Here is a 26,146-nt window from a genome sequence, read left to right as displayed (position 1 = left end):
GATGAAACGGCCATTGCAGTTTATAAATTTACCGATGAACACGAGGATAAAAAAGTCTGTCTGTCCGATAGGTCATTTGTAGACTTCACTAACCCAGCGAATGGAAACCTCGTTATGGCCTTTAACCTCACCAAGAATTGCTTCATAAAGCTTACCATGACAGAGAGGAAAACTTTTTTAGAAAATCTGCCAAACCTACCAATTCCGATAGAGAAGTTGATGGAAATTTTTGAGGAAATGCCAAAAGATATTAAAGTATTTATATTTTCCAATGATGAACATGCTCTAGAGGCGCTGGCCCATTACAATAGAACAGCAATTATTCAATGTTACAGAAGGATTTATTGTTCCTCCACTAACATTTATGGGATATAAGCTACTTGTACTCAAGGAAAACGGAAGGGCTTACAAACGTCCCATTTTATTTTATAAATTACTCAAACGTTTAAATAAATATTTATGAGCATCCAGCTTAGTGAAAATTTAATAGACTCGGGTTTGATAGGCATTTTTTCCCTCATAATGGAGAGTCAATCAAGGAGTGTTTATGTCAGCCAAAATTTCACTGAAGAATTTAAAATTGAAGCTGTAAAACAGATTAACAAGCAGGGATACCTGTTTCTGAGATTGCGCTACGACTCGGCATTTCCACCAATAGCCATTACGCAAAGATCAATCCTTACCAAAAACCCCAACCTAAGCCGCGCAGAATGGTAACCAATCACGCACCCATTCAGGCGGGCATCAGACCGCACTTAACTTCGGTGACCATTCTTAGGGGCGTCCAGGAGCTACCTGCTGAAATTGGTTTAAAAGTTAGACTGTATTGACGGATGGTGAAATATGGCATCACTGAAACCAAAAGTGAAAGCCATTACGCTTCAATTAGTTGCATGCATTGATACGGCCTATCAGGTCCTCGATGCCGTCTTAAAGGAAATTGACATTCAAATCACGTACCAGATTAAGGCTGTATTCACGAGGACATTAGCCACTACTAACACTTTCAAGTGGCTCTTACACCGGCTTTAAACAACCAAAATAGTTATGTACTTCGCCATTTTATGCTTATAGTGTGCGCGTTTTTGTGCCATAACTATGTTAACAATCGTTGGCATTTCGCTTATACAAGCTGTAGGAGGCTCTCATGAGTAACAACAATCAGATGAGTCAAATTTATTCTAAATTCGGACAAGCCGGATTTAACCTCGCTTACATTCGCAAGCTATTGCCTGATTGGTGGGATGAGCGACTTGCTGACACCCCATCAGGGCGTCAGTATGCAAGTTTGCATCTCGCGCGCATGTTTAGCATCCTTCCAGACAGCTTGAAAGATGGTAGCGAGGGAATCTGCTTTAATTTTGGTGGCAATCATAAATATAAGCACCGCCAAAATGTGGCCGCTAACGATTTAGATATTGCTACTGCTGTTGCCTATACAGCGGCAAAAATTGCTGCGTCTAATTTTAAAGTTCCGCACAGTGCTAATGTTGCGCTGGATCCATTGGCTATTAGAAGCCAAATCCTTTCTAAAGAGCCGTGGGTATCGCTTGGCAGCCTGGTATCGTTCTGCCACTCAGTGGGAATCCCTGTTGTTTATCTCAAAAGCTTTCCTCAGGCTGCAAAGAAAATGGCCGGATTGGCATTAATGAGTCACGGGCGCCCGGTTATCGTACTAACACAACCCCAGAAGCACGGCTATATGCTATTTGATCTTGCGCACGAACTTGGTCATATCGCGAAGGGGCATTTGAATGCAGAAAACGGGCAATGTCATGTTGATGCAAAAATTGAAAATGCTTCGACTGATGAGATAGAGAAAGAAGCCAATGAATTTGCCTTCCAGGTTATTTCTGGACAAAAGTCTCTACGAATTGTCCCTACTGCTGGCGGCTTGAATGGGGCAAATTTAGCTCGAGCAGCCCATAAATATGGTAGCGACAATCACATTGACCCCACACACATCGCTTTGAATTATGGTTTCGCCCAGAATCGCTGGGGCGTAGCTGTTAGTGCGGTTAAATTACTCTGTGAAGGCAGCGTGCCAGATCAAGACTTAGTTAAGACCATGATGAAAAGTGGAATGGATTTAGAAAATATCCACGAGGACAATCTTAAGGTTTTAGAAAATCTAATTGGGGAGTGATAAGTGATTGTTCTTTCAGACAATGATGTCATTTTGAAGCTGGCGCAGTGCAACCTGTTATCACAACTGCCAGTGATTTTTAATCAGCCTCCCGAACAAATATTTATTAATCCCGCCGCTCGTTTCCAGCTTTTGCCAAGAAATATTGAAAATGCTATTAGGAAATTTGGTGGCCAGAATGTTTACGAGCAGGTGGATGCTTTCATCGCAACGGTGCAAGATATTCCAGAAGTTCAAAATACTCAACTGATTGAGCTTTTGGGTAGCGTGCCGGGGATTGATGTAGGCGAACAACTTCTTCTCGCTTCCTGCATTGAGAATCCGGAAGCTATCTTCATGACTGGAGATCGCCGCTGCTTATCAGCTATTGTTGCAAACCAACCAGCCCTTGATGTAATACATCAGCGTTTGATGGATGCTGTGATTACATTTGAATCTTCATTATTGCTATGCGTCAACGGGTTAACTCAAGCGCGAGTTTACGCGCATCTAATGGCTAATCCTTTGCCTGATGGAATGTTGAGAATGGCTCTGGCAAACGCTGGCCATACGATGTGCGAATGCATTTTTTCGTACACCCGCGAGTTTTATGATTACCTCGCGTTTAAAGATAGGCTTCCTGTAAGGGACTTTGGATTGTGAGAATTTAGAGTTCCTAGAGCATAAAGCTACAACTTCCCCAGTCACCTGGTCACCTGCATCACAAAGCTATTCTGACAGCTTCAATGCTGTAGCTATCTTTGTAGCCGTTCCCTTCTGATGTTTCCACGCACTATAAATGTCCTTGTCCCACGCCTTACCCGCTTTATTCTGATAACCCGCTTCATTGAGCCGTTCAGCGATAACATACCCATTGTCGAATCCTTCCCATATTGTATAGGCGACAATCTGGGACACTGTAGCCTCATTGAAGGGTTGTGGTGGTTGAGAAGAACTAGCACTTCATAAAACCATGTACACAAGGGTGTACCTAACATAAAAAATCATTACCAAAGATCCTTACACTTAAAGGCTTAGAGCCAACTACTCTACAAACAGATTCAATATCGAGTAATCTTTTAGGCTTCGCAGCTGAAAGGTAAAGCCCCAAAAGCCCGCGATTTGCGGGCTTTTTTGCGGTTAAATGTCCTCTTGTGTCCCGTTCACACTCCGTTAATCTCTGTCAGCCTGGCGCAGCGCTGTGAGATTAGCGTAGGCAGTTGTAACTGCTTGTGAAAATGGGTTGAAGATTGATTGACGCCGGGGGGTTTAGACCTTATATCAGTCGGAAGAAGTTTGTATCAGTCTGAAGTTTGACCCCTGAGGGGAATGAAATGAAAAAGCTTGCTGCATCACTATTAACCCTGAGCCTGCTTTCACCTACGTTGGCGTTGGCACACGGCGGTGGGGGTCCCGGCGGGCCAGGTTTCAACATTTTGCCTGATGCCGCAGTCGCCGTGGTGATTGGAGGGTTGACCTATTGGGCTTTAAACGGAAATTATTATCAGAAACAAGGTGATAATTACGTCGAAGTTAATGCACCACCGCAGGATGATGCGCCGCCCCCATCTCCGCCGCAGGAAGAAGAAGAGTATGACTCTGCGCCGCCGGACCTTTCTCCGGTTGATTTCCACGGTGAGCGTTTCTACGTCAGCCAAGGGCACTATTACAAGCGTGACCCATCGGGCCAGTATTACGAAATCCCGCGTCCAGACGGACTCTAATACCGCATAAAAAAAGCCCGGATTAACGGGCTTTATCATTGAATTGGGAGAGACTTAGTCTTCCCAGCGCTTCAACAAGACGCAGGCGTTAACGCCACCGAAACCGAAACCATTAGACAGCGCATAGGTGATTTCATGCGGCTGTGCTTTGTTGCCAACGATGTTTAAACCCTCGGCCGCTGGATCTTTGTTATCCAGATTCAGCGTCGGTGGCACGATCTGGTCACGCACGGCCAACGCGGTAAAGATAGTCTCAAGGCCGCCAGCCGCACCCAAAAGGTGACCAGTTGCTGACTTGGTCGAGGTGATGGCCAGCTTGTCGTCGGTACCGAAAAGGTTTTTAATCGCGTTGATTTCGCCGAGGTCGCCGACCGGCGTAGAGGTCGCGTGGGCGTTAAGGTGCTGAACCTGCTCAGGCTTGATGCCACCCTGACGCAGAGCAATTTTCATTGCACGACCTGCGCCGTTGCCGTCTTCTGCACCGGAGGTCATGTGGTATGCGTCGCCGCTGGTGCCGTAACCAACGATCTCGGCCAATGGTTTAGCACCGCGTGCCAGCGCATGTTCCAGCTCTTCAATCACTAGCATGCCTGCGCCTTCGCCCATGACGAAGCCGTCGCGTGCGCTATCGAATGGACGTGAGGCAGACGCTGGATTGTCTTCATGACCGACCGACATGGCTTTCGCCGCTGCAAAGCTGCCGATGGTGACGGTATCAATAGTCGCTTCCGCACCGCCACACAGCGCAATGTCAGCTTCGTCGTTGCGAATCAAACGTACCGCATCGCCGATAGCCTGAACGCCAGCCGCACAGGCTGTCACCGGGGCACCGATTGGGCCTTTGAACTGGTGCTTGATGGAAACCTGACCGGCAGCCAGGTTCACCAGAAATGAAGGAATGGTGAATGGAGACAGGCGCTTAGGACCACGAGTGTCGTTGGTGCGTACTGCATTGGCAATGGCCGGGAAACCGCCGATACCAGAGCCAATCACCGTCGCAGAGCGTTCCTGCTGTTCTGCGGTCTCTGCTTTCCAGCCTGACTCGGTAATCGCCTGCTCAGCAGCAGCCATGGCGAAGAGAATGAAACGGTCCATTTTCTTCTGATCTTTAGGCAACACGTACTGGTCCGCGTCAAAACCTGACTCGGGATCCTGCTCAAGAGTTTGCACCTGACCGCCCACTTTAACGGTCAGGGTTTCAACGATTTCTTCTGGCAGAACGCGAATACCAGACTGACCGGCTAACAGTCGTTTCCAAATAGTTTCGATATCACAACCGAGCGGGCTCACCGCCCCCATGCCCGTAATGACTACACGACGATGAGACATAAAAATTCCTCTGTGGATCAGTCCGTATAATTGAGGTGTGAACAACACACCTTTTTACAGCCGGGTCATTTTGCCAGACTGCGTAAAACCAAATTCGTTATAACCAGCACGCGCTCTTCAAGCTGCTCTGGCGTCTTTTCCTCAAGCATCAAGGGGTGGGAGAATGGCGTCATCACACCTGCGATGGCCATACACACCTCATCAAGCGGCGTGTCAGACTCAAACTCACCCTTCTCACGACCTTCAACGATGATCTGTTTCAGCATGCTATATAGAGCAGCGCGATGATTGTTCGCTGAACTCCAGTGATTCGTCGCCGCGACAGCCGCAATGTCATGCAGCCTCCGCTCTTCAAAAAACAGCGCCAGGCTTTTGCTTAGCAGCGACGAAAATAATTCTTTTAGCTTGTCAGATGCGCTTTGGTTGGTGTGCACAATCTCGCGCAATGCATCATCGATCTGCCCCAGGCTGTGCATGCACACCGCCTCACCAATCGCCTGCTTAGACTCAAAAAACTTGTACACATAAGCGCTTGAAACACCGATAGCTTTTGCCAGGTCAGCCACTGAGGTTTTGGAATAACCGTAGTGACGAAAATGGTCCAGCGCAGCCCGGATAATCTGCTCACGTCGCTCATGCAATGCAGGTCCACGATGAGGCAATACAACCGGGATTTCAGGTTTCATGTAGCTCTCCAGCAAATAGAAAAGCTATAGCTATAGCTTAGGTTAACAGGTGACAAATATACACATTCGTCACCTTTAAGATAGAGCTAATTTGTTTAGTGAAGTAAAAATAGCCTAGACGATAAAATGGACAATGCGTAAAAATATAAAATTAAAGTAATGTGAACTTGTTTTTTAATTTCGGCTGAATGCAATCAGTAGGGGAATAAATGCTTTACTCAGATTAGTTAAGGTAATCCGATTGGGGATTCAGAAGAAAAACTCAGTCGAGACGCGCGGCAAAGCTTATTACCCTATAGTGAGGAAATTTCTCTATCTTGTCGACTGGCGAAACGTATGTTGCTCACTGTTCTTTATATTATTGGTATTACTGCTGAAGCCATGACCGGCGCACTCGCGGCTGGCCGCCGTAAAATGGACGTCTTTGGTGTCATCATTATAGCCTGCGCGACGGCCATTGGCGGCGGTACCATCCGAGATATGGTGCTAGGCCACTATCCGCTGGGCTGGGTGAAGCACCCGCAATATGTGCTAATCGTAGCCGCAGCAGCCATTGTTACTACTTGGTTGGCTCCTCTGATGAAGCACCTGCGTAAGCTATTTCTGGTGCTTGATGCACTGGGATTAGTGGTGTTCTCGATCATTGGCACCCAAATTGCGCTCGATACCGGACACGGCCCATTGATTGCCTCGATTTCAGCCGTGATTACCGGCGTATTTGGCGGCGTATTGCGTGACATGCTGTGCAATCAAATTCCTTTGGTGTTCCAGAAAGAGATTTATGGCGGTATCTCCTTCGCCTCGGCTTGGCTGTATATCATCCTGCAATATTTCTCTGTGCCGCAGAATCTGGTGGTTATCGTCACCCTGCTGGCAGGCTTTATTGCTCGACTGCTGGCACTGCGCTTCAAACTCGGTCTTCCCGTCTTCAACTATCCTGATTCGGATCATTAACCGAATATCTGTCATCGCTGTCGGCCTGATAAAAAGCCGGCAGCCTTTCATGCTGTAATCTTTCGATAATTTCGACCACTTTGGGGTGTTGCAAAAAACGCTGTATCTGCGCGGCGCCTTTAGGCCCAATCCCCTGGCCAGCCTGCCACTGCTCCAACGTCATCTCTCTCAGCTGCCGCCAACTCCTCTTTTCCGTCATGCCAAGTCCTGCCGTGGGAAACCCCAGTGCGGTAATCCACTGTCGGAAACTTTTCTGACGCGACAGCTGTATTTGAGCATAAAGTTTCTGCGCCCGTTTCTCGCCGATCCCCGGTAAAGCTTTAAGCTCCTTCTCGCCCAGAAAGAGCCCGCTTATTAAGGTGGGAATCTGCTGGGCATCAAGCAGTTTTCTCCACGTCTCTCTTCCGAGGCCTTTTATCCCTAAGCCCTGAGGACCACTGAGCCAGACGAGACGCGACAAGAACTGTTCACGGCAGCGCCCTGTGGGCTGAAAGCAGGTGAAGGAATCGAATATTTCCCCCTCATCCGACTCACGGGTTTGCTCTCGCATCACGACCCGCCATACCACCTCGTCAAGACGGGGAATACCTCGTCCTGCAAGACTGACAGCCACCCGATCACCAATAACAATATCCCATTCTTTCAGCCTCTGGGGAGACCCCAGGCTAACTCGGGAGACCTGCTTGTCATCGATAGTCACGGGCTGCAGTTGTAGCACCACCGCGCGTTTACCACTCCTGCCGACCGAATACTCAATACCGATGACGTCAGTGAGTTTACGTATCGCCGGATATTTCCAGGCAACGGCCCAGTTAGCAGGACGATTACGCCAGTAGCGACCTTCAGGTTCCGACGCCTCACGCACCACCACGCCGTCGGTGACAAAAGGCAGTGGATGCTGATACCAGTCATCGCGCCATTGGCTCACCTGCGAGACGGTAGTGACGGGTTGGGTAAAATCGGCAGTGAGAGGGAAGCCCATCTGTTTGAGCTGCTCCAGACGCGTTGCCATCACTACGGGGCCGTCGGGCCATTCCCAGATAAAAATACCGATTTGCTGCAAAATAGCGGGAGTTGTGCGACGCATCATCGCGCCCGCGACCTTAGCTCGGGCATTAAGGCCGCCCTGCTTATTTTGTTGGTGATCGTTCATCATGAGGAACAACTCCCCCTGTAGCACGACGACGTCGGATTTGTTGCCAATCTGCTGCGGAATTGCGCGTATATTCAGCGCCTTCTCAGTCCAGTTTTGCCCGGACTGACCATCACCCCGGCTGAGCATAGCGGCCAGCTGCCCAGCTTTGTAGATTAGTGTTACCGCTACACCGTCGATTTTGGGCTGCACCCACAGCGACTTTTTGTCTTTCATCCATCTCGCAACATCGGCTCGGGTCGCCAGCTTTCTCAGGCCGGTATGGGCAACCGGATGGTTCAACGCACCTTTTCCCGATCGCAATACGGGCTCGGTGACGGGCTTATCTGCACAGGTCAGCCAAAAACGCTGTTTGTCGCGCAAATTATCGTATATGCCGTCATCGATGGAGCTTTTACCCTGCTGATGGTATTCGACGTCCCAGCTTTCAAGCCGAGAAGAGAGTCTGGCAATCTCATTTTCTAGTCGCCCCTGCGACCAGGGCGGACAAATCGGTGTCGAGGTAGCTGCGGCGGTGGCCGCAATAAATGAGCAAAAAATCAAAGCAATAAACCAAAATAAGCGCATAAGAACTCTCCTTGTTGCGCTTATTCAATGCTCATTTGGCGGGAATGACTAACAGTAATAAGTTGGGCTGAGAGGCGTTGCGGAAACTTTTATTCGGTGTACATGATTGCGCTTATTTAATGGAATAAGCCTCGCAAAAGAGTCACTTCGGGCTATTTTATTAGGATTACTTGCGCTGAAATGTACTGTAACGCTGCACCAAAAGCGGTGAACGTGTATACTGTGCCGAAGATCACTCTTCTGTATTTTCTTTTCAACCCAATCAGCTGAAACGTCAACATGGTTCAAGGCACGCTATATATTGTCTCCGCCCCCAGTGGAGCAGGTAAATCAAGCCTGATTCAGGCTTACCTAAAAACTCAACCGCTCTACGATACGCAGGTCTCTATTTCTCATACGACGCGCCAAGTCAGGCCTGGTGAGAAACACGGCGAGCATTATTATTTCGTTTCTAAAGACGAATTCTGCGAGATGATTGCGCACGACGACTTTTTAGAACATGCGGAAGTGTTCGGTAATTATTACGGCACCTCGCGCAAAGCCATTGAGCAGGTTTTAGCTTCTGGCGTTGATGTATTTTTAGATATCGACTGGCAGGGTGCGCAGCAAATTCGCCAGCGTATGCCTCAGGCGCGCAGCATTTTTGTTCTGCCTCCGTCAAAAGACGAGCTGGACCGCCGCCTGCGTGGCCGTGGTCAGGACAGCGAAGAAGTCATCGCCAAGCGTATGGCGCAGGCAGTAGCCGAAATGACTCACTACGCCGAGTACGACTATTTAATTGTGAATGATGATTTTGATTTGGCGTTATCCGACCTCAAAACCATTATTCGTGCAGAACGTCTTCGTCTGAGCCGTCAAAAGCTCCGTCATGACGGATTAATCACCAAACTATTGGCAGACTGAAGACACTTTCAGTATTATGCCCAGTCTTTCGTCACCCTGTGGAGTAGCACATATATGGCACGCGTAACTGTTCAAGACGCTGTAGAGAAAATTGGTAACCGTTTTGACCTGGTGTTGGTGGCTGCTCGTCGCGCACGCCAGCTGCAATCTGGTGGTAAAGATCCACTGGTCGCTGAAGAAAACGACAAATTCACCGTTATTGCTCTGCGTGAAATCGAAGAAGGTCTGATCACTAACCAGATCCTCGACGCTCGCGATCGCCAAGAGCAAAAAGAGCAAGAAGCCACTGAGATTCAAGCGGTTACTGCTATCGCCGAAGGCCGTCGTCCAAGTTAATCAGCGGGTCTAGCCTTGTACATCTTTGAAAGCCTGAATCAGCTGATTCAAAAATACCTGCCAGAGGACCAGATAAAGCGCCTCGTGCAGGCATACCTCGTCGCGCGGGACGCGCACGAGGGTCAGACACGCTCGAGCGGTGAGCCGTATATTACTCACCCGGTAGCCGTGGCCTGTATTTTAGCTGAGATGAGACTCGACCATGAAACGTTGATGGCGGCGCTTTTGCACGACGTCATCGAAGACACACCCGCAACCTACCAGGATATGGAACAGTTGTTTGGTAAAAGTGTTGCCGAACTGGTTGAAGGTGTTTCAAAGCTCGACAAGCTGAAATTCCGCGACAAAAAAGAAGCCCAAGCGGAGAACTTCCGCAAGATGATTATGGCGATGGTGCAAGACATCCGCGTCATTTTGATCAAACTGGCTGACCGTACCCACAATATGCGCACGCTGGGCTCTCTTCGCCCCGATAAACGTCGCCGCATTGCTCGTGAAACGCTGGAAATTTACAGTCCGCTGGCGCACAGGCTGGGTATACACCACCTTAAAACCGAGCTCGAAGAGCTGGGTTTTGAGGCGCTTTACCCTAATCGCTATCGCGTAATCAAAGAAGTGGTGAAAGCCGCACGCGGTAACCGTAAAGAGATGATTCAGAAAATCCTCTCCGAGATTGAGGGACGTCTGACCGAAGCCGGTATTCAATGCCGGGTTAGCGGGCGTGAAAAGCACCTGTACTCGATTTACCTCAAGATGCACCTGAAAGAGCAGCGTTTCCATTCAATCATGGATATTTATGCCTTCAGAGTCATCGTAAAAGAGCTAGATACCTGCTATCGCGTTCTTGGTCAGGCGCACAGCCTTTACAAGCCGCGTCCAGGTCGCGTCAAAGATTACATCGCCATTCCCAAAGCCAACGGCTATCAGTCTCTGCATACTTCGCTCATCGGCCCTCACGGAGTTCCGGTTGAGGTTCAGATCCGTACTGAAGATATGGACCAGATGGCAGAGATGGGTGTGGCGGCACACTGGGCTTATAAAGAGAACGGTGAAAGTACCGGCACCACGGCGCAAATCCGCGCACAGCGCTGGTTGCAGAGCCTGCTCGAGCTTCAGCAAAGTGCGGGTAACTCCTTTGAATTCATCGAGAGCGTTAAATCCGACCTCTTCCCAGATGAAATCTACGTCTTTACACCGGAAGGCCGCATCGTTGAGCTGCCTGCCGGCGCAACGCCCGTCGACTTCGCCTACGCCGTGCATACCGACATCGGTCACGCCTGCGTGGGTGCGCGTGTCGACCGCCAGCCTTACCCGCTTTCACAACCGCTGACCAGCGGCCAGACTATCGAGATAATCACCGCACCGGGCGCGCGTCCGAATGCAGCATGGTTGAACTTCGTGGTCAGCTCGAGAGCGCGTGCGAAAATTCGCCAGATGCTAAAAAACCTCAAGCGTGACGATTCAGTCTCTCTGGGTCGCCGCCTGTTGAATCATGCGCTGGGAAGTGGACGCAAGCTGAGCGACATTCCGCCAGAAAACATCAAGAAAGAGCTTGAGCGCATGAAGCTCAGTGCGATGGATGATCTGTTGGCCGAAATCGGTTTAGGCAACGCCATGAGTCTGGTGGTGGCCAAGAACCTGATGGGCGACCAGTCTTCCATGGCGACCTCTGGCTCGCGCAATCTGCCAATTAAAGGCGCAGACGGCGTATTGATCACCTTCGCAAAATGCTGCCGCCCTATTCCTGGTGACCCGATCATTGCCCACGTGAGTCCGGGTAAGGGTCTGGTAGTACACCATGAGTCCTGCCGCAACATCCGTGGCTACCAGAAAGAGCCTGAGAAATTCATGGCGGTAGAATGGGATGACCAGGAAACCGAGCAGGAATTTATCGCCGAGATTAAGGTTGATATGTTCAACCATCAGGGCGGACTGGCGAACCTGACCGCCGCGATTAACGCCGCGCAGTCGAATATTCAGAGCCTGAGCAGCGAAGAGAAAGACGGTCGCGTCTACAGCGCGTTCATTCGCCTGAGCACCCGCGATCGCGTCCATCTGGCAAACATCATGCGTAAGATTCGTATCATGCCGGACGTGATTAAAGTCACCCGTAATAGAAACTAGACTGATGACTCCTGAACGTTATGCGCGCATTTGCGAAATGCTGGCGGCGCGCCAGCCTGACCTGACCGTCTGCATGGAGCAGGTGCACAAGCCGCACAACGTTTCGGCAGTGATCCGTACCGCTGATGCGGTCGGCGTCAATGAAGTTCACGCCGTCTGGCCGACCAGTAAAATGCGCACCCAGGGTTCCTTTGCTGCCGGCGCAAATAGTTGGGTTCAGGTTAAAACACATAAAACGATTCAGGAAGCCGTTGCTAAAATGAAGGCAATGGGGATGCAGGTTCTGGCGACCAATCTCTCTGAAAAAGCAGTAGATTTCCGCGCTATCGACTATACCCGCCCAACCTGCATTCTGCTCGGCCAGGAAAAGACCGGCATCACGCCCGAAGCGCTGGCGCTCGCCGACAGCGACATCATTATTCCGATGGTCGGCATGGTTCAGTCGCTGAACGTTTCCGTCGCTTCTGCGCTTATCCTTTATGAAGCGCAGCGTCAGCGCCAAAATGCCGGCATGTATTCCCGAACGACCAGCCTGTTGAAAGAAAAAGAGCAGCAGCGCCTGCTGTTCGAAGGGGGTTATCCGGTGCTGGCCAACGTCGCTCAGCGCAAGAAACTGCCGCGCCCGCTTATCGATGACACCGGCAATATTGTCGCCGATGACGAGTGGTGGGCCGCGATGCAAATGACGGTTTCCAGATGAAGGGCCGCCTGCTGGATGCCGTTCCGCTTACGTCACTGACCGGCGTTGGCGCAAGTCAGGCAGAAAAGCTCGCAAAAATCGGCCTCGAAACGATTCAGGATTTACTGCTTCATTTGCCTCTGCGCTATGAGGACCGTACCCGTCTTTACGCAATCAATGATTTACTCCCCGCGATTTATGCCACCGTTGAAGGCGAAGTCCTGCGCACAGATATCAGTTTTGGTCGTCGACGCATGCTGACCTGCCAAATCAGCGACGGCACCGGACTGCTGACACTGCGTTTCTTCAATTTCAACGCCGCAATGAAAAACAGTCTGGCGCCGGGTCGGCGAGTTACCGCCTATGGCGAAATCAAACGCGGCACGCACGGCGCTGAAATCATTCATCCGGAATATCGCGTGCAGGGTGAAAACAGCGAGGTTGTGTTACAAGAATCGCTGACACCGGTCTATCCGACGACCGAAGGTATACGCCAGGCCACGCTGCGCAAGCTGACAAACCAAGCGCTTTCGCTGCTCGACACCCAGCCTATCGCCGAGCTCCTGCCGCAGGAACTCAGCCGCACACTGTTGCCACTGTCGCAGGCGCTGCATCTTCTGCATCGTCCGCCGCCGGACATGCAGCTGGCCGACCTTGAGAAAGGCCAGCATCCGGCGCAGCGTCGTCTGATTATGGAAGAGTTACTGGCGCATAATCTCAGCATGCTGGCGGTAAGAGCTGGAACCCAGAGCTACAAGGCGCTGCCGCTGGTCAAAGACCATCGCCTGATGAACGCCTTCCTCGCCTCGTTGTCGTTTAGTCCGACAGGGGCGCAAAATCGCGTCGTCGCCGAGATTGAGAAAGATCTCGCGCAGGGGTATCCGATGATGCGGCTGGTGCAGGGTGACGTCGGCTCTGGTAAAACGCTGGTTGCCGCACTCGCCGCGCTCTGTGCTATTGCGCAGGGGAAACAGGTCGGTCTGATGGCACCGACCGAGCTGCTGGCGGAGCAACACGCCAATAATTTCCGTCAATGGTTTGAACCGCTGGGTATTCAGGTTGGCTGGCTAGCCGGTAAACAGAAAGGTAAGGCGCGTATTGCCCAACAGGAGGCGATTGCCAACGGACAGGTCTCGATGGTGGTCGGAACGCACGCCATCTTCCAGGAACAAATCCAATTTTCGGCGCTGGCGCTGGTCATTATCGACGAACAGCACCGTTTTGGCGTTCACCAGCGACTGGCGCTGTGGGAAAAGGGCAAACAGCAGGGTTTCCATCCGCACCAGCTGATTATGACCGCCACTCCTATTCCGCGCACGCTGGCGATGACCGCCTATGCCGATCTCGATACCTCGGTTATCGACGAACTTCCGCCGGGTCGCACACCGGTCACCACCGTCGCTATCCCTGATACCCGCCGTAACGATATTATCCAGCGGGTGAAAAGCGCCTGCATGGAAGAGAACCGTCAAGCCTATTGGGTCTGTACGCTGATTGAAGAATCAGAAATGCTTGAGGCACAGGCCGCCGAAGCCACCTGGGAAGGACTGAAAATCGCGCTGCCCGAGCTGAAAATTGGTTTGGTGCATGGCCGAATGAAGGCGCAGGAAAAACAGGCGGTGATGCAAGCCTTCAAACAGGGCGAGATCCAGCTGCTGGTCGCGACGACGGTGATAGAGGTCGGCGTCGATGTCCCTAATGCCAGCCTGATGATTATCGAAAACCCAGAGCGTCTGGGTCTTGCACAGCTGCACCAGCTGCGCGGGCGCGTTGGCCGAGGCGCTATCGCTTCCCACTGCGTGCTGCTCTACAAAACCCCGCTAAGCAAAACGGCGCAGAAGCGTTTACAGGTGCTTCGCGACAGCAATGACGGCTTTGTTATCGCCCAGCAGGATCTCGAAATTCGAGGTCCGGGTGAGCTATTAGGGACACGCCAGACGGGCAGCGCCGAGTTTAAAGTTGCGGATTTACTGCGTGACCAGGCAATGATCCCCGAGGTACAGCGCATCGCGCGACATTTACAGCAGCAATATCCCGAGCACGCACGGGCGTTGATTGAACGCTGGTTACCAGAGCGCGTTCGCTACACCAACGCCTGATTCTGCTGCAGAAAGACGGATCCTCCCGCCTATGGCTTCTCAAAGCTCAGAAATGCTGCTCTAAGCGGCATTATCCCTCATAAATGCCGTTGGCAAACGATTGCTTTTGAGCTCAATATCATGAAAAATGCCCGCTTTCGGCTTAATGGGGATGCCACCAGTGACAACAGAATCTGCCGGGCCAAACGCTCAGCATTCGGCGTCGGAAACGACACGCAGCAGTGAACTAATTTATCGGTTAGAAGACCGCCCACCTTTGCCACAAACGCTGTTTGCGGCCTGTCAGCATTTGCTGGCCATGTTCGTGGCGGTTATTACTCCGGCACTGCTTATCTGCCAGGCTCTGGGTCTGCCCGCACAAGACACGCAGCACATTATCAGCATGTCGCTGTTTGCCTCCGGTCTGGCGTCGATTCTGCAAATTAAAACCTGGGGACCGATTGGTTCAGGCCTGCTGTCGATTCAGGGCACCAGCTTTAACTTCGTTTCTCCGCTGATTATGGGCGGCATGGTGCTGAAGAACGGCGGCGCCACCGTTCCAACCATGATGGCAGCCCTGTTTGGCACCCTGATGGTCGCCTCCTGCACCGAAATTTTGCTGTCTCGCGTACTGCATCTGGCGCGCCGTATTATCACCCCGCTGGTATCGGGTATTGTGGTGATGATCATTGGGCTTTCGCTTATTCAGGTCGGATTGACCTCCATTGGCGGTGGCTATGCCGCGATGAGTAACCATACCTTTGGTTCGCCGAAAAATCTGATTCTGGCCGCCGTGGTTCTGGTGGTCATTATTCTGCTCAATCGTCAACGTAACCCGTATCTGCGCGTTGCGTCGCTGGTGATTGCGATGGCCGTCGGCTATCTGGCCGCCTGGGGCATGGATATGTTACCCGCCACTGCACCGGCAGAGTCAGGCCATCTGATCACTATTCCAACGCCGCTTTATTACGGCCTGGGTTTCGACTGGAACCTGCTTATTCCGCTGATGCTGATCTTTATGGTGACCTCGCTGGAAACTATCGGTGATATCACGGCGACCTCAGACGTCTCAGAACAGCCGGTAACCGGCCCGATTTACATGAAACGCATCAAGGGTGGCGTGCTGGCGAATGGCCTGAACTCCATGCTGTCGGCGGTGTTCAATACCTTCCCGAACTCCTGCTTTGGTCAGAACAACGGCGTTATCCAGTTGACCGGTGTAGCGAGCCGCTATGTTGGTTTCGTGGTCGCACTGATGCTTATCGTCCTCGGTCTGTTCCCGGCCGTGGCGGGCTTTGTGCAACACATTCCTGAGCCGGTTCTCGGCGGCGCGACCATCGTAATGTTCGGCACTATCGCGGCATCCGGCGTACGTATCGTGTCGAGAGAACGTCTTAACCGTCGTGCAATCATGATAATGGCGCTGTCTCTGGCCGTCGGCATGGGCGTTTCCCAGCAGCCGCTTATCCTGCAATTTGCCCCTGACTGGCTGAAGACCCTGCTGTCTTCGGGCATTGCGGCGGGCGGCATCACCGCTATCGTGCTGAACCTGATTTTCCCGCGTGAACCCTAACCTGTTATCCGCTGGCTAAATGAACGCGCTATGACGGCGGAAGGGTTATCCCTCCCGCCGTTTTTTTTGCCTGTAACATGTTAACCTATTGAGAAAGATTGCTGATTACGGCATAAACAGGTGTACATTTCCCCAACGGATACGGACCCAGACGATGAAATTTATCGGTAAATTGCTGCTGACAATAGTGCTGTTGTTGGCTCTGGCAATCGTCATACTGTACGTTTTGCTACAAACACGCTGGGCCGCGGGTCAGCTAAGCCGTTGGATAAGCGGTAACAGTGAATACCGCCTTTCGATAGATGAAATTGACCACTCGTGGTCGGCACCTTCACGTATCACGCTATCCGGCGTGAAGTTCGCCGAAAAGAATCAGCCTGACGTGCTCAACGCCGCGGAAGTTGATTTCGATCTCAGTTGGCGTCAAATCACACAGCCGCACTTCTTTGACCGCGTGGTGCTGGTCAATGGTTCGCTGAACCTTTCGCCAAAACCGCTTAATCTGCCGCTGCAGGCTAATACACTGCAACTGAATAATATTGCACTTACCGGCGATATCGAGCAGTGGAAGGTTGATGGTAAAAACGTCAATGCCGGTATTTCACCGTGGCAGCCGAGCCAAAATGCGGTTCTGGGAAGCAATGCGCAGTTCCAAATGAGTGCCGACAGGCTTGCATTGGACAATATTCCAGCGAATAACGTATTGATTCAGGGGAGAATTGATAACAAACAGCTGATGCTGAGCAATTTTGGTGCGGACATGGCGCGCGGCCAGTTGACCGGTAACGCCAGCCGCAGCACCGACGGCAGCTGGTCGGTCGATAATCTGCGCCTGAGCCATATCAGACTCCAGAGCGCACAGCCGATTTCGACCTTCTGGCAGGAGTTCGTCAAGCTGCCGAAAGTAGACATCAAACGTCTGGACCTGATTGATGCCCGACTTCAGGGGCAAAACTGGTCGTTCACCGATTTGGATATGACAGTCACCGACGTCACGCTGGAGAATGGAGACTGGCAGAGTACCGACGGCCAGCTTTCACTCAATGCTACCGACATGATTGACGGTAATCTTCACTTCATCGACCCGAATGTGAATCTCGACCTTTCGCCGCAGGGCATTGCCATCCGGCAGTTTAACACCCGCTGGGAAGGCGGATTACTGCGCACCATGGGCCACTGGGACCGTGCGAGCAAAGGGCTAAATCTCGATGAACTCAGCATCGCCTCGCTGGAATATACACTGCCGCAAAACTGGCGTCAGCTGTGGGTCGAGGCGCTGCCCGACTGGCTTTCTGACGTGTCAGTCAACAAGTTCACGGCAAACCGTAACCTGATCATCGATATTTCGCCTGATTTCCCTTTCCAACTGACCGGACTCGACGGCGTAGGCACTAACCTTAAACTGGCGCAAAATCACCAGTGGGGGATTTGGTCTGGGAATCTGAATCTCAACGCCAGCGATGCGACCTTCAACAAGAACGATGTGCGTCGCCCTTCTCTGGCACTCGAAGCCAGCAGCGACGCGGTGAAGATTACCGCGTTGAGCGCCTATACCAAGGAGGGCCTGCTCGAGGCAACGGCCAACGTAAGCCAGCAGCCGCAGCGTAATTTCTCGGTGAATTTGACCGGGCGTGCGGTACCGGCCAACGAGCTGCAAAACTGGGGATGGCCGTCACTGCCGTTGCAGGGCAATGTCAATATGCAGTTGAGCCTTCAGGGCCAAATGCCTGCCAACGTCGACTTTAAACCGACGCTTAGCGGCACGCTGCACGCCAGCGCAAACGAGGGTAAGCAAATTCAGCAGCAGATGAGCCAGGGAATAGCAGGCCCAATTCAGTAACAGCAAAAAGCCCGGTCAATGCCGGGCTTTTTTACTAGTTAATCGCAGGCTCCAGGGGCGCATCAGCCGAGGCGGGCAATACCAGGTAAGTCCCCTCGAATATCGCACCTTCCCCCTCTTCACCCATCAGCTTCACCTCTAACTGGACGCGCGCCTTGCGCCCTTTAGCCAGACGGTCCAAATCACCGCTGATCGAACTGAGGTCAGCAATTGCTCTCGGGCGGCCGGTGACCGGTGAGCTATAGCGAATGTGGGCGTCGGCTAGCACAATCGTGCCGCCCAGATGGCGTTCACGCAGCAACAGCCAAATCAGGCCCCAGCCGGTCAGCGTAGCCAGAGAAAACAGGCTCCCCGCAAACAGCGTGTGGTGTGGATTCTGATTGCCGGTCTCAGGCATGGTGGTCACAAAACGCTGACCGGTGTACTGGCTTATCCGCACGCCCATCTTTTCGCTCAGCGGAATATGGTCGTACCAGGCCTGCTGCAGCTGCCCGCACCAATCGGGGCGATGGAGAATATCGTCCAGCGTGGCTATCGGTTTGATCATCAAAAAATGGCGCACCGGCGTGGTTTGCGGCGTGGTTATCTCGCCCTGATTGATGAATCCCAGCTTGGCAAAAAACTCTACCGCGTCTTCGCGCGCGCTACACACCACGCGCTTTACACCTTCCTGTCGCGCCACCGACTCCAGCGTCATCGCGACCAGCGTACCCAGCCCTTTAGCCTGTACGTCGGGATCTACCGCCAGGAAGCGAATAGACGCCTCGTTGTCGGCATTAATATATAAACGTCCAACGGCGACGGGTTCGCCCTGTTCGTCGACCACCATCTGGTGGTGCGCCATGGCATCATAAGCATCACGCTCCGAACCTTCCGGTTGGTGCAGAGGTTTGCGCAGCATTTCCCAACGAAATTTATAATAAGCGGCCAGTTCTGATTCGGTTACGGGGACTCTCAGGTGATACATAGATACTTTCTCTCTCAGGCATTGCGCCGTTGCTTCAGACCTGCAACCAGAAGGTCACAGGACCATCGTTGACCAAAGCCACTTTCATATCCGCGGCGAAACGTCCGGTTTCAGTAGGAATGCCCTTCTCACGGCACTGACCGTAGAAATACTGGTAAAGACGCTCTGCCTCGGCGGGTGCAGCACCGCGCGAAAAGCCGGGGCGCATTCCTTTCTGGGTGTCGGCGGCCAGCGTGAACTGTGAAACGACCAGCAAACTGCCACCGGCCTGGGTCACGTTCAGATTCATTTTGTCATCACTGTCACCGAAGATACGATAACCCACGACTTTATCGCACAGCTTTTTGGCTTTCTGTTCGTCATCGCCCTGCTCAACGCCCAGCAAAACTAATAGCCCCGGTCCAATCTGGCCGCAAACTTCGCCGTCGACGGTCACACTGGCTTCTAATACTCGTTGAATTAACGCAATCATAAAGACTCTATTTCTCCTGCGGCGCGGTGTCTTTAACGTCTGCCCGCTCTTGTTGCTCGGCACGAAACTCACCGAGCGTGACGGTAATTTCAGCCCCTAATAATACGATACACCAGCTGACGTAGACCCAGAGAAATAAAATTGGGATCACCGCCAGCACGCCATAGATAAGCTGATAGGACGGGAACAGTTGCACGTAAAGCGCGAAGATTTTCTTGCCCAGTTCAAACAGCACACCGGCTACCAGTGCCCCCACCAGTGCATCGCCGTAGGGAACGCGCACTTTGGGCACTATTGAATAGAGCAGCCAGAATGCTATCCAGGAAATCAACAACGGCAGCACGCGCAGCAGATGGTCTACCAGCGAATGCACGCCGCTGAGGTTCAGCCAGTTGAGAGACAGCAGATAGGAACTTATCGCCACGCTGGCGACCAGCAGGATTGGGCCTAACGTTAGCACCATCCAATAGACGGCAAACAGGTAAACAATGGGGCGCTTGCTGTGGGCGTTCCATATCTTGTTCAACACGCTGTCTACGGACGCAATCAACAGCAGCGAGGTCACTATCAGACCACAGGTCCCCACGGCCGTCATCTTGCTGGAGTTCGCCACAAACTGTTCAAGATAGCGCTGAATGATATTGCCGGTCGCCGGCATAAAGTTGGCGAAGATAAAATCTTTCAGCTGGTTGCTGATATCCGAAAACACCGGAAACAGGGCGAACAGGGAAAACACCACCGCAATCAGCGGAACCAGTGAAAGCAAAGAAACATACGCAAGATGACCCGCCAACAGGGTTAATCCATCGCTGTCGGCGCGCTTGAGGAGCATATGACTAAAACGGGCTGCACACTTCAGTTTGGGATGGATCCTTGGCATTGCTTCATCCTTTAAACTTAGGTGATTTGATCGCCGCTGAAATGACGCGGCAGCGTTTGGCTGTCGGTGACCAAAATAGCCTGAATACCCAGCGCGCTAGCGGCGTTGACGTTCTCGGCCACGTCATCGAAGAATACGGCCTCCTGCGGCGTGAAGCCTTCTTTCTCCAGCACATACTTGAAGATGGCCGGGTCCGGCTTGCGCATTCCCAAATCTTGAGACAAGTATAACGCATCGGCGTTTTGCTCGATTTCTGGATAGTGAACGGGCCAGTGCTCAAGGTGCAGGCGATTGGTATTGGAAAGCACCACCACGCGATGCCCCTGCTCGCGCAAGGTTTTCATTATCGCGATAGCCTCGGGACGCACGCCGATAAATATCGACTGCCAGCCTGCGCTAAACTGCTCGAAGCTCAGCGCGATACCCATCTCATGACAGAGTTGTTCGGCAAACTGTTGGTCGCTGATTTCTCCCCGCTCGTGCTTCTGAAACACCTCTCCCAAGGTAAATCTCTCGATTAAATGAGCCAGCGGCGCACCGCTAAGATTGCTCCAGACACCCAGTACACGTTTGAAATCGATATCAATTAACACGTTGCCCATATCAAAAATATACAACATTGCACGCTCCTGATTTCAAAGATGAAGCTTACTTTATAAGTCATTAGAGGTTAGCGGTAAATCTTAGGTCTGAACAGTGACACGAATACATGCTTGTGGCTTGTATAAAGAAAAAATAGATAAAAAAAAGGGCACCCAAAGGTGCCCTCTTGACGACAAACGTTTAACCGGGAAGAAGATTAACCTTCTTTAGGACCACGGCTAGCACGTTTACGGTCGTTCTCGGTCAGGTGACGTTTACGGATACGTACAGACAGAGGAGTAACTTCTACCAGTTCGTCATCATCCAGGAACTCGATCGCCTGCTCAAGGGACATCTTGATAGCAGGAACCAGCGTGGTTGCTTCGTCAGTACCAGAAGCACGCATGTTGGTCAGTTTCTTACCGGTCAGGCAGTTAACGGTCAGGTCGTTAGAACGTGAGTGAATACCGATGATCTGGCCTTCATACACTTCTGCACCGTGACCCAGGAACAGCTTACCGCGGTCCTGCAGGCCGAACAGAGCAAACGCAACAGCTTTACCCTGACCGTTAGAGATAAGCACGCCGTTCTGACGCTGGCCGATTTCGCCCGGACGAACGTCGTCGTAGTGGCTGAAGGTTGAGTACAGCAGACCCGTACCGGAAGTCATGGTCATGAATTCGGTACGGAAACCGATCAGGCCACGAGCCGGGATCAGGTAATCGAGACGAATACGACCTTTGCCGTCAGGGATCATGTCCTTAACGTCGCCTTTACGCTCACCCATAGCTTGCATGACTGAACCCTGGTGCTGTTCTTCGATATCCAAAGTCACGTTTTCGAACGGCTCTTGCATGCGGCCATCGATTTTACGGTTGATAACTTTAGGACGAGAAACGGCCAGCTCGAAACCTTCACGACGCATGTTTTCGATCAGAACCGACAGGTGAAGTTCACCACGGCCTGAAACGCGGAATGCGTCAGAGTCTTCGGTTTCTTCAACGCGCAGTGCCACGTTGTGCACCAGCTCTTTGTTCAGACGGTCCAGAATCTGACGCGAGGTCACAAACTTACCTTCTTTACCACAGAACGGAGAGGTGTTGACGTTGAAGTACATGGTCACGGTAGGTTCATCGACGCTCAGTGCTGGCAGCGCTTCGACATTCTGTGGATCACAGATGGTGTCGGAGATGTTCAGCTCGCCCAGACCGGTGATAGCGATGATGTCGCCAGCTTCGGCAACGGTCGCTTCGATACGCTCAAGACCCATGTGGGTCAGAACTTTACCGACTTTACCGTTACGGGTTTTGCCTTCGCTATCGATGATAGTGATCTGCTGGTTAGGCTTAACGGTACCGCGCTTGATGCGGCCGATACCGATAACACCTACGTAGTTGTTGTAGTCCAGCTGAGAAATCTGCATCTGGAACGGTGCTTCAACTTCTACTTTAGGCGCAGACACGTGGTCAACGATAGCCTGGTACAGCGGAGTCATGTCTTCGGCCATATCATTATGGTCGGTACCCGCGATACCCATCAGTGCAGATGCATAGATGATTGGGAAATCAAGCTGTTCGTCGGTTGCGTCCAGGTTAACGAACAGGTCGAATACCTGATCAACAACCCAGTCAGGACGCGCGCCAGGGCGGTCAACCTTGTTGATTACCACGATCGGCTTCAGACCATTAGCAAATGCTTTTTTGGTCACGAAACGGGTTTGCGGCATCGGGCCATCCATTGCATCCACAACCAGCAGCACCGAGTCAACCATTGACATCACACGCTCTACCTCACCGCCGAAGTCGGCGTGTCCTGGGGTATCCACGATGTTGATGCGGTAGTCTTTCCAATTAATGGCGGTGTTTTTTGCGAGGATGGTAATCCCACGCTCTTTCTCCAAATCGTTGGAGTCCATTACGCGTTCGGTGGCTTCTACACGTTCTCCGAAGGTACCGGATTGTTGTAGCAGCTTATCAACCAAGGTAGTTTTACCATGGTCAACGTGGGCAATAATGGCGATGTTACGCAAATTTTCGATCACAGCTTTGCCTCAGGCATTTAGAAATATAGAAATAGCGCGCTATTGTACACGTATTAGGCTAGGTTCTAAACAAGTTCACAAGAAACTCTTGCAAACAAGTTCTGTATGGTTACTTTGCGATCCCTTTCACGGTGCAAAATCCCCCTTGACCCAAAATGGTGCACCAAAATGGTTCACCACACTCGCATTATTGAACCAAAATGGTGCACATTTCCCGTTATGGTGCATACTGAATAACCATGCAACCCGCGTAAAATGGCATTCACACCCTTTTCACAAAGTTGGCACAGATTTCGCAATCAATCATCCAGGGTGAAAAGAGTCTTATCAGAGCAACTAATAAAGCTGTTTAGGCCACACGCCATTTTCAACAATGTTTGTTTATTCGTTTCGTTCCACGACGATGACATAATGAGAAATTCGGGAGAACTAGTATGTCCGCTGAACACGTTTTTGCGATTATCAAGGAAAATGAAGTTAAATTCATCGACCTTCGCTTCACTGACACCAAGGGTAAAGAACAGCACGTTACCATCCCTGCTCACCAGGTGAGCCCAGACTTCTTCGAAGATGGTAAAATGTTCGATGGTTCTTCCATCGGTGGCTGGAAAACTATCAACGACTCAGACATGGTATTGATGCCAGATCCGAGCACCGCGGTTCTTGACCCGTTCTTTGAAGAATCAACCTTGATCATCCGTTGCGATATCGTTGAGCCAAACACGCTGCAAGGCTACGATCGCGACCCGCGTTCAACCGCAAAACGTGCTGAAGACTTCCTGAAATCTTCAGGCATCGCGGACACCGTTCTGTTCGGACCTGAGCCAGAATTCTTCCTGTTCGATGACGTGCGCTTCGGCAGCAGCATCGCAGGTTCTCATGTTGCTATCGACGATATCGAAGGCGCATGGAACACCGGTACCAAATACGAAGGCGGCAACAAAGGCCACCGTCCAGCAGTGAAAGGCGGTTACTTCCCAGTTCCTCCGGTCGACTCCTCTCAGGACCTGCGTTCTACCATGTGTCTGACCATGGAAGAAATGGGCCTGGTAGTTGAAGCTCACCACCACGAAGTCGCCACCGCTGGCCAGAACGAAGTGGCAACCCGCTTCAACACCCTGACCAAAAAAGCTGACGAAATCCAGATCTACAAATACGTGGTTCACAACGTGGCTCACGCATTTGGTAAAACTGCGACCTTTATGCCAAAACCAATGTTTGGCGATAACGGTTCAGGCATGCACTGCCACATGTCTCTGTCCAAAGACGGTAACAACCTGTTCTCTGGCGACAAATACGGCGGCCTCTCTGAGACTGCACTGTACTACATCGGTGGTATCATCAAGCACGCTAAAGCCATCAACGCTTATGCCAACCCAACCACCAACTCCTACAAGCGTCTGGTCCCGGGCTATGAAGCGCCAGTTATGCTGGCTTACTCAGCGCGTAACCGTTCTGCTTCTATCCGTATCCCACACGTTTCTAGCCCTAAAGCTATGCGTATCGAAGCTCGCTTCCCAGACCCAGCGGCTAACCCATACCTGGCGTTTGCTGCCCTGCTGATGGCTGGCCTCGACGGCATCATCAACAAAATCCATCCTGGCGATGCGATGGACAAAGACCTGTACCACCTGCCACCAGAAGAAGCGGCAGAGATCCCACAGGTTGCAGGTTCACTGGAAGAAGCGTTGAACGAACTGGACGCTGACCGTGAGTTCCTGACCCGCGGTGGCGTGTTCACCGACGACGCAATTGATGCTTACATCAATCTGCGTAAAGAAGAGAACGACCGCGTGCGCATGACGCCACACCCAGTTGAGTTCGAACTGTACTACAGCGTCTAATTCGCCGTAGCGCAAGGGAGAGGTTGGGTCCTCTCCCCGAGCTTAGCTGACTGTGCCCGAACCCCGTTCGTGGCGCAGAACAAAAATATCGAAATATTTTTTGTTGCCGTGGAAAATCTAAGCCCATCTCCGGATGGGCTTTTTTCTCCACGAATCTTTCCTGTGTTACACCACTGTCCCGACTTGTTTGGCGGGAGGCGGTTAAAATGCACCAATCAGGTGCGGGAGACTGCTGTATGGCAACTGGCAAGCTGCCCGATGCTGGGCAGATCCTCAATTCCCTTATCAACAGCGTTCTGCTGTTGGACGAAGAATTGGCCGTGCATTACGCCAATCCGGCGGCTCAGCAATTATTAGCGCAGAGTTCACGCAAGCTTTTCGGGACACCGTTACCCGATCTGGTGGGCTACTTTTCGCTCAACATTGAGCTCATGCGCGAAAGTATCGAGGCTGGGCAAGGATTTACCGACAGCGAAGTGACTCTGGTGGTAGATGGTCGAGCACACATTATGTCGCTGACCGCACAGGCTTTGCCGGAAGGTTTTATTTTGATTGAACTGGCGCCGATGGATAACCAGCGTCGCCTGAGTCAGGAACAGCTTCAGCACGCACAGCAGGTCGCCGCAAGGGATCTGATTCGCGGGCTGGCACATGAGATTAAAAATCCGCTGGGTGGTTTACGCGGTGCGGCGCAGCTGCTGTCAAAGGCGCTCCCCGATCCCGCCCTCCTGGAGTATACCAAGGTCATTATCGAGCAGGCCGACAGATTACGTAACCTGGTTGACCGGTTGTTAGGCCCACAGCGCCCAAGCCAGCATATTACGCAGAGCATCCACCAGGTTGCCGAGCGGGTTTGCCAACTGGTGTCGATGGAGAAGCCGGACAACGTGCAGCTGGTCAGGGATTACGATCCAAGCTTGCCGGAACTGGCCCACGACCCGGATCAAATAGAGCAGATCCTGCTCAACATTACCCGGAATGCCTTGCAGGCATTGGGAGAGGAAGGCGGCACTATCACGCTGAGAACGCGAACCGCATTCCAGATTACCCTGCACGGTGTGCGCTATCGCCTGGTGGCCCGCATTGATATTGAAGATGACGGTCCCGGCGTCCCTGCGCATCTGCAGGATACACTTTTTTACCCTATGGTCAGTGGCCGCGAAGGGGGTACAGGTCTGGGCCTGTCCATCGCGCGCAGTTTGATTGATCAGCATTCGGGTAAAGTTGAATTTAACAGTTGGCCAGGACACACCGAATTCTCGGTCTTCCTGCCTATTCGCCAGTGAGGT

The 26,146-nt window shown here is 51.9% G+C and carries 23 protein-coding genes and 2 pseudogenes; 16 read left to right on the top strand and 9 right to left on the bottom strand.

All coding sequences use genetic code 11. From position 1 onward, the window contains the following. From BS640_RS22200 to BS640_RS19930, 5 genes and pseudogenes are all read left to right on the top strand, one after another. On the top strand, positions 1-375 hold a 375-nt coding region (locus BS640_RS22200; RefSeq protein WP_206600945.1), incomplete at its 5' end, for a hypothetical protein. A gap of 147 nt (positions 376-522) precedes the next feature. Next, positions 523-710: pseudogene (locus BS640_RS22300) on the top strand (transposase); the annotation flags it as partial. Positions 711-843: 133 nt separating this feature from the next. Further along, on the top strand, positions 844-1,032 hold the full coding sequence (locus BS640_RS19940) for a DUF2280 domain-containing protein (RefSeq protein WP_084913216.1): 189 nt from the start codon (positions 844-846) through the stop codon (positions 1,030-1,032). Between the two features lie 115 nt (positions 1,033-1,147). Then, positions 1,148-2,146: an ImmA/IrrE family metallo-endopeptidase gene (locus tag BS640_RS19935; RefSeq protein ID WP_084913215.1), complete on the top strand. Its 999-nt coding sequence runs from the start codon at positions 1,148-1,150 to the stop codon at positions 2,144-2,146. 3 nt (positions 2,147-2,149) lie between these two features. Continuing rightward, on the top strand, positions 2,150-2,788 hold the full coding sequence (locus BS640_RS19930; RefSeq protein ID WP_084913214.1) for a hypothetical protein: 639 nt from the start codon (positions 2,150-2,152) through the stop codon (positions 2,786-2,788). Between the two features lie 66 nt (positions 2,789-2,854). On the opposite strand, the pseudogene BS640_RS22295 reads toward BS640_RS19930, so the two are convergent. Then, a pseudogene (locus BS640_RS22295) lies at positions 2,855-3,070 on the bottom strand (hypothetical protein); the annotation flags it as partial. A 389-nt stretch (positions 3,071-3,459) separates the two neighbouring features. On the opposite strand from BS640_RS22295, the gene BS640_RS19920 reads away from it, so the two are divergent. Then, positions 3,460-3,849 carry a DUF6515 family protein gene (locus BS640_RS19920; protein WP_017493290.1) on the top strand — a complete coding sequence of 130 codons (390 nt, stop codon included), beginning with the start codon at positions 3,460-3,462 and terminating at the stop codon, positions 3,847-3,849. A 54-nt stretch (positions 3,850-3,903) separates the two neighbouring features. Here BS640_RS19920 and fabF read toward each other — a convergent pair whose 3' ends face one another. Both fabF and BS640_RS19910 read right to left on the bottom strand, forming a co-directional pair. After that, the gene (gene fabF / locus BS640_RS19915; RefSeq protein ID WP_017493289.1) at positions 3,904-5,178 is read right to left on the bottom strand and encodes a beta-ketoacyl-ACP synthase II; all 1,275 of its coding nucleotides are present in this window, start codon (positions 5,176-5,178) and stop codon (positions 3,904-3,906) included. 65 nt (positions 5,179-5,243) lie between these two features. After that, the gene (locus tag BS640_RS19910; protein ID WP_017493288.1) at positions 5,244-5,864 is read right to left on the bottom strand and encodes a TetR/AcrR family transcriptional regulator; all 621 of its coding nucleotides are present in this window, start codon (positions 5,862-5,864) and stop codon (positions 5,244-5,246) included. A 336-nt stretch (positions 5,865-6,200) separates the two neighbouring features. Here BS640_RS19910 and BS640_RS19905 point away from each other — a divergent pair, with 336 nt between their 5' ends. Further along, complete coding sequence (locus BS640_RS19905) at positions 6,201-6,818, top strand: trimeric intracellular cation channel family protein (RefSeq protein WP_017493287.1); 618 nt, start codon at positions 6,201-6,203, stop codon at positions 6,816-6,818. Here BS640_RS19905 and ligB read toward each other — a convergent pair. Continuing rightward, positions 6,793-8,538, bottom strand: coding sequence for an NAD-dependent DNA ligase LigB (gene ligB / locus BS640_RS19900; RefSeq protein WP_084913213.1), 1,746 nt, complete (start codon positions 8,536-8,538; stop codon positions 6,793-6,795). The genes BS640_RS19905 and ligB overlap by 26 nt on opposite strands. A 279-nt stretch (positions 8,539-8,817) precedes the next feature. On the opposite strand from ligB, the gene gmk reads away from it, so the two are divergent. The 7 genes from gmk to BS640_RS19865 all read left to right on the top strand — a co-directional run bounded on the left by gmk (position 8,818) and on the right by BS640_RS19865 (position 18,071). Then, the gene (gene gmk, locus BS640_RS19895; protein ID WP_084913212.1) at positions 8,818-9,441 is read left to right on the top strand and encodes a guanylate kinase; all 624 of its coding nucleotides are present in this window, start codon (positions 8,818-8,820) and stop codon (positions 9,439-9,441) included. Between the two features lie 54 nt (positions 9,442-9,495). Continuing rightward, positions 9,496-9,777, top strand: coding sequence for a DNA-directed RNA polymerase subunit omega (rpoZ, locus tag BS640_RS19890; RefSeq protein ID WP_017493940.1), 282 nt, complete (start codon positions 9,496-9,498; stop codon positions 9,775-9,777). Positions 9,778-9,792: 15 nt separating this feature from the next. After that, positions 9,793-11,901: a bifunctional GTP diphosphokinase/guanosine-3',5'-bis pyrophosphate 3'-pyrophosphohydrolase gene (spoT, locus tag BS640_RS19885; protein ID WP_017493939.1), complete on the top strand. Its 2,109-nt coding sequence runs from the start codon at positions 9,793-9,795 to the stop codon at positions 11,899-11,901. Between the two features lie 4 nt (positions 11,902-11,905). Next, positions 11,906-12,601 carry a tRNA (guanosine(18)-2'-O)-methyltransferase TrmH gene (gene trmH / locus BS640_RS19880; RefSeq protein WP_017493938.1) on the top strand — a complete coding sequence of 232 codons (696 nt, stop codon included), beginning with the start codon at positions 11,906-11,908 and terminating at the stop codon, positions 12,599-12,601. Further along, positions 12,598-14,679: an ATP-dependent DNA helicase RecG gene (gene recG / locus BS640_RS19875; RefSeq protein ID WP_017493937.1), complete on the top strand. Its 2,082-nt coding sequence runs from the start codon at positions 12,598-12,600 to the stop codon at positions 14,677-14,679. Before trmH ends, recG begins: the two co-directional genes overlap by 4 nt. Positions 14,680-14,830: 151 nt before the next feature. After that, on the top strand, positions 14,831-16,231 hold the full coding sequence (locus BS640_RS19870) for a nucleobase:cation symporter-2 family protein (protein ID WP_017493936.1): 1,401 nt from the start codon (positions 14,831-14,833) through the stop codon (positions 16,229-16,231). A gap of 154 nt (positions 16,232-16,385) precedes the next feature. Further along, a complete protein-coding gene (locus tag BS640_RS19865; RefSeq protein WP_084913211.1) occupies positions 16,386-18,071 on the top strand; it encodes an AsmA family protein in 1,686 nt (561 codons plus the stop codon). A 34-nt stretch (positions 18,072-18,105) separates the two neighbouring features. On the opposite strand, the gene fabY is transcribed toward BS640_RS19865, so the two are convergent. The 5 genes from fabY to typA form a co-directional block, all read right to left on the bottom strand. After that, on the bottom strand, positions 18,106-19,038 hold the full coding sequence (gene fabY / locus BS640_RS19860) for a fatty acid biosynthesis protein FabY (RefSeq protein WP_084913210.1): 933 nt from the start codon (positions 19,036-19,038) through the stop codon (positions 18,106-18,108). Between the two features lie 34 nt (positions 19,039-19,072). Further along, positions 19,073-19,510, bottom strand: coding sequence for a D-aminoacyl-tRNA deacylase (gene dtd, locus BS640_RS19855; RefSeq protein WP_084913209.1), 438 nt, complete (start codon positions 19,508-19,510; stop codon positions 19,073-19,075). Between the two features lie 7 nt (positions 19,511-19,517). Beyond that, entirely contained in the window at positions 19,518-20,390 is an 873-nt protein-coding gene (locus BS640_RS19850) for a virulence factor BrkB family protein (protein ID WP_017493932.1), read from the bottom strand. A gap of 17 nt (positions 20,391-20,407) precedes the next feature. Beyond that, positions 20,408-21,010 carry a glucose-1-phosphatase gene (gene yihX, locus BS640_RS19845; protein ID WP_084913208.1) on the bottom strand — a complete coding sequence of 201 codons (603 nt, stop codon included), beginning with the start codon at positions 21,008-21,010 and terminating at the stop codon, positions 20,408-20,410. A gap of 179 nt (positions 21,011-21,189) precedes the next feature. Continuing rightward, positions 21,190-23,013 (bottom strand): ribosome-dependent GTPase TypA, encoded by a 1,824-nt coding sequence (typA, locus tag BS640_RS19840; protein WP_017493410.1) that lies wholly within the window; start codon positions 23,011-23,013, stop codon positions 21,190-21,192. Positions 23,014-23,447: 434 nt separating this feature from the next. On the opposite strand from typA, the gene glnA reads away from it, so the two are divergent. Together glnA and glnL are read left to right on the top strand one after the other, a co-directional pair. Continuing rightward, positions 23,448-24,857, top strand: a complete 1,410-nt coding sequence (gene glnA, locus BS640_RS19830) for a glutamate--ammonia ligase (protein ID WP_017493411.1) — start codon at positions 23,448-23,450, stop codon at positions 24,855-24,857. Between the two features lie 236 nt (positions 24,858-25,093). Continuing rightward, complete coding sequence (gene glnL, locus BS640_RS19825; protein ID WP_017493412.1) at positions 25,094-26,143, top strand: nitrogen regulation protein NR(II); 1,050 nt, start codon at positions 25,094-25,096, stop codon at positions 26,141-26,143. Positions 26,144-26,146: the final 3 nt, after the last annotated feature.

The sequence above is a fragment of the Rouxiella badensis genome (assembly GCF_002093665.1).
GTDB classification, from domain to species: domain Bacteria; phylum Pseudomonadota; class Gammaproteobacteria; order Enterobacterales; family Enterobacteriaceae; genus Rouxiella; species Rouxiella badensis.
The sequence above is the reverse complement of the archived record's forward strand: the minus strand, read 5'-3'. Positions and strand labels throughout refer to the sequence as shown.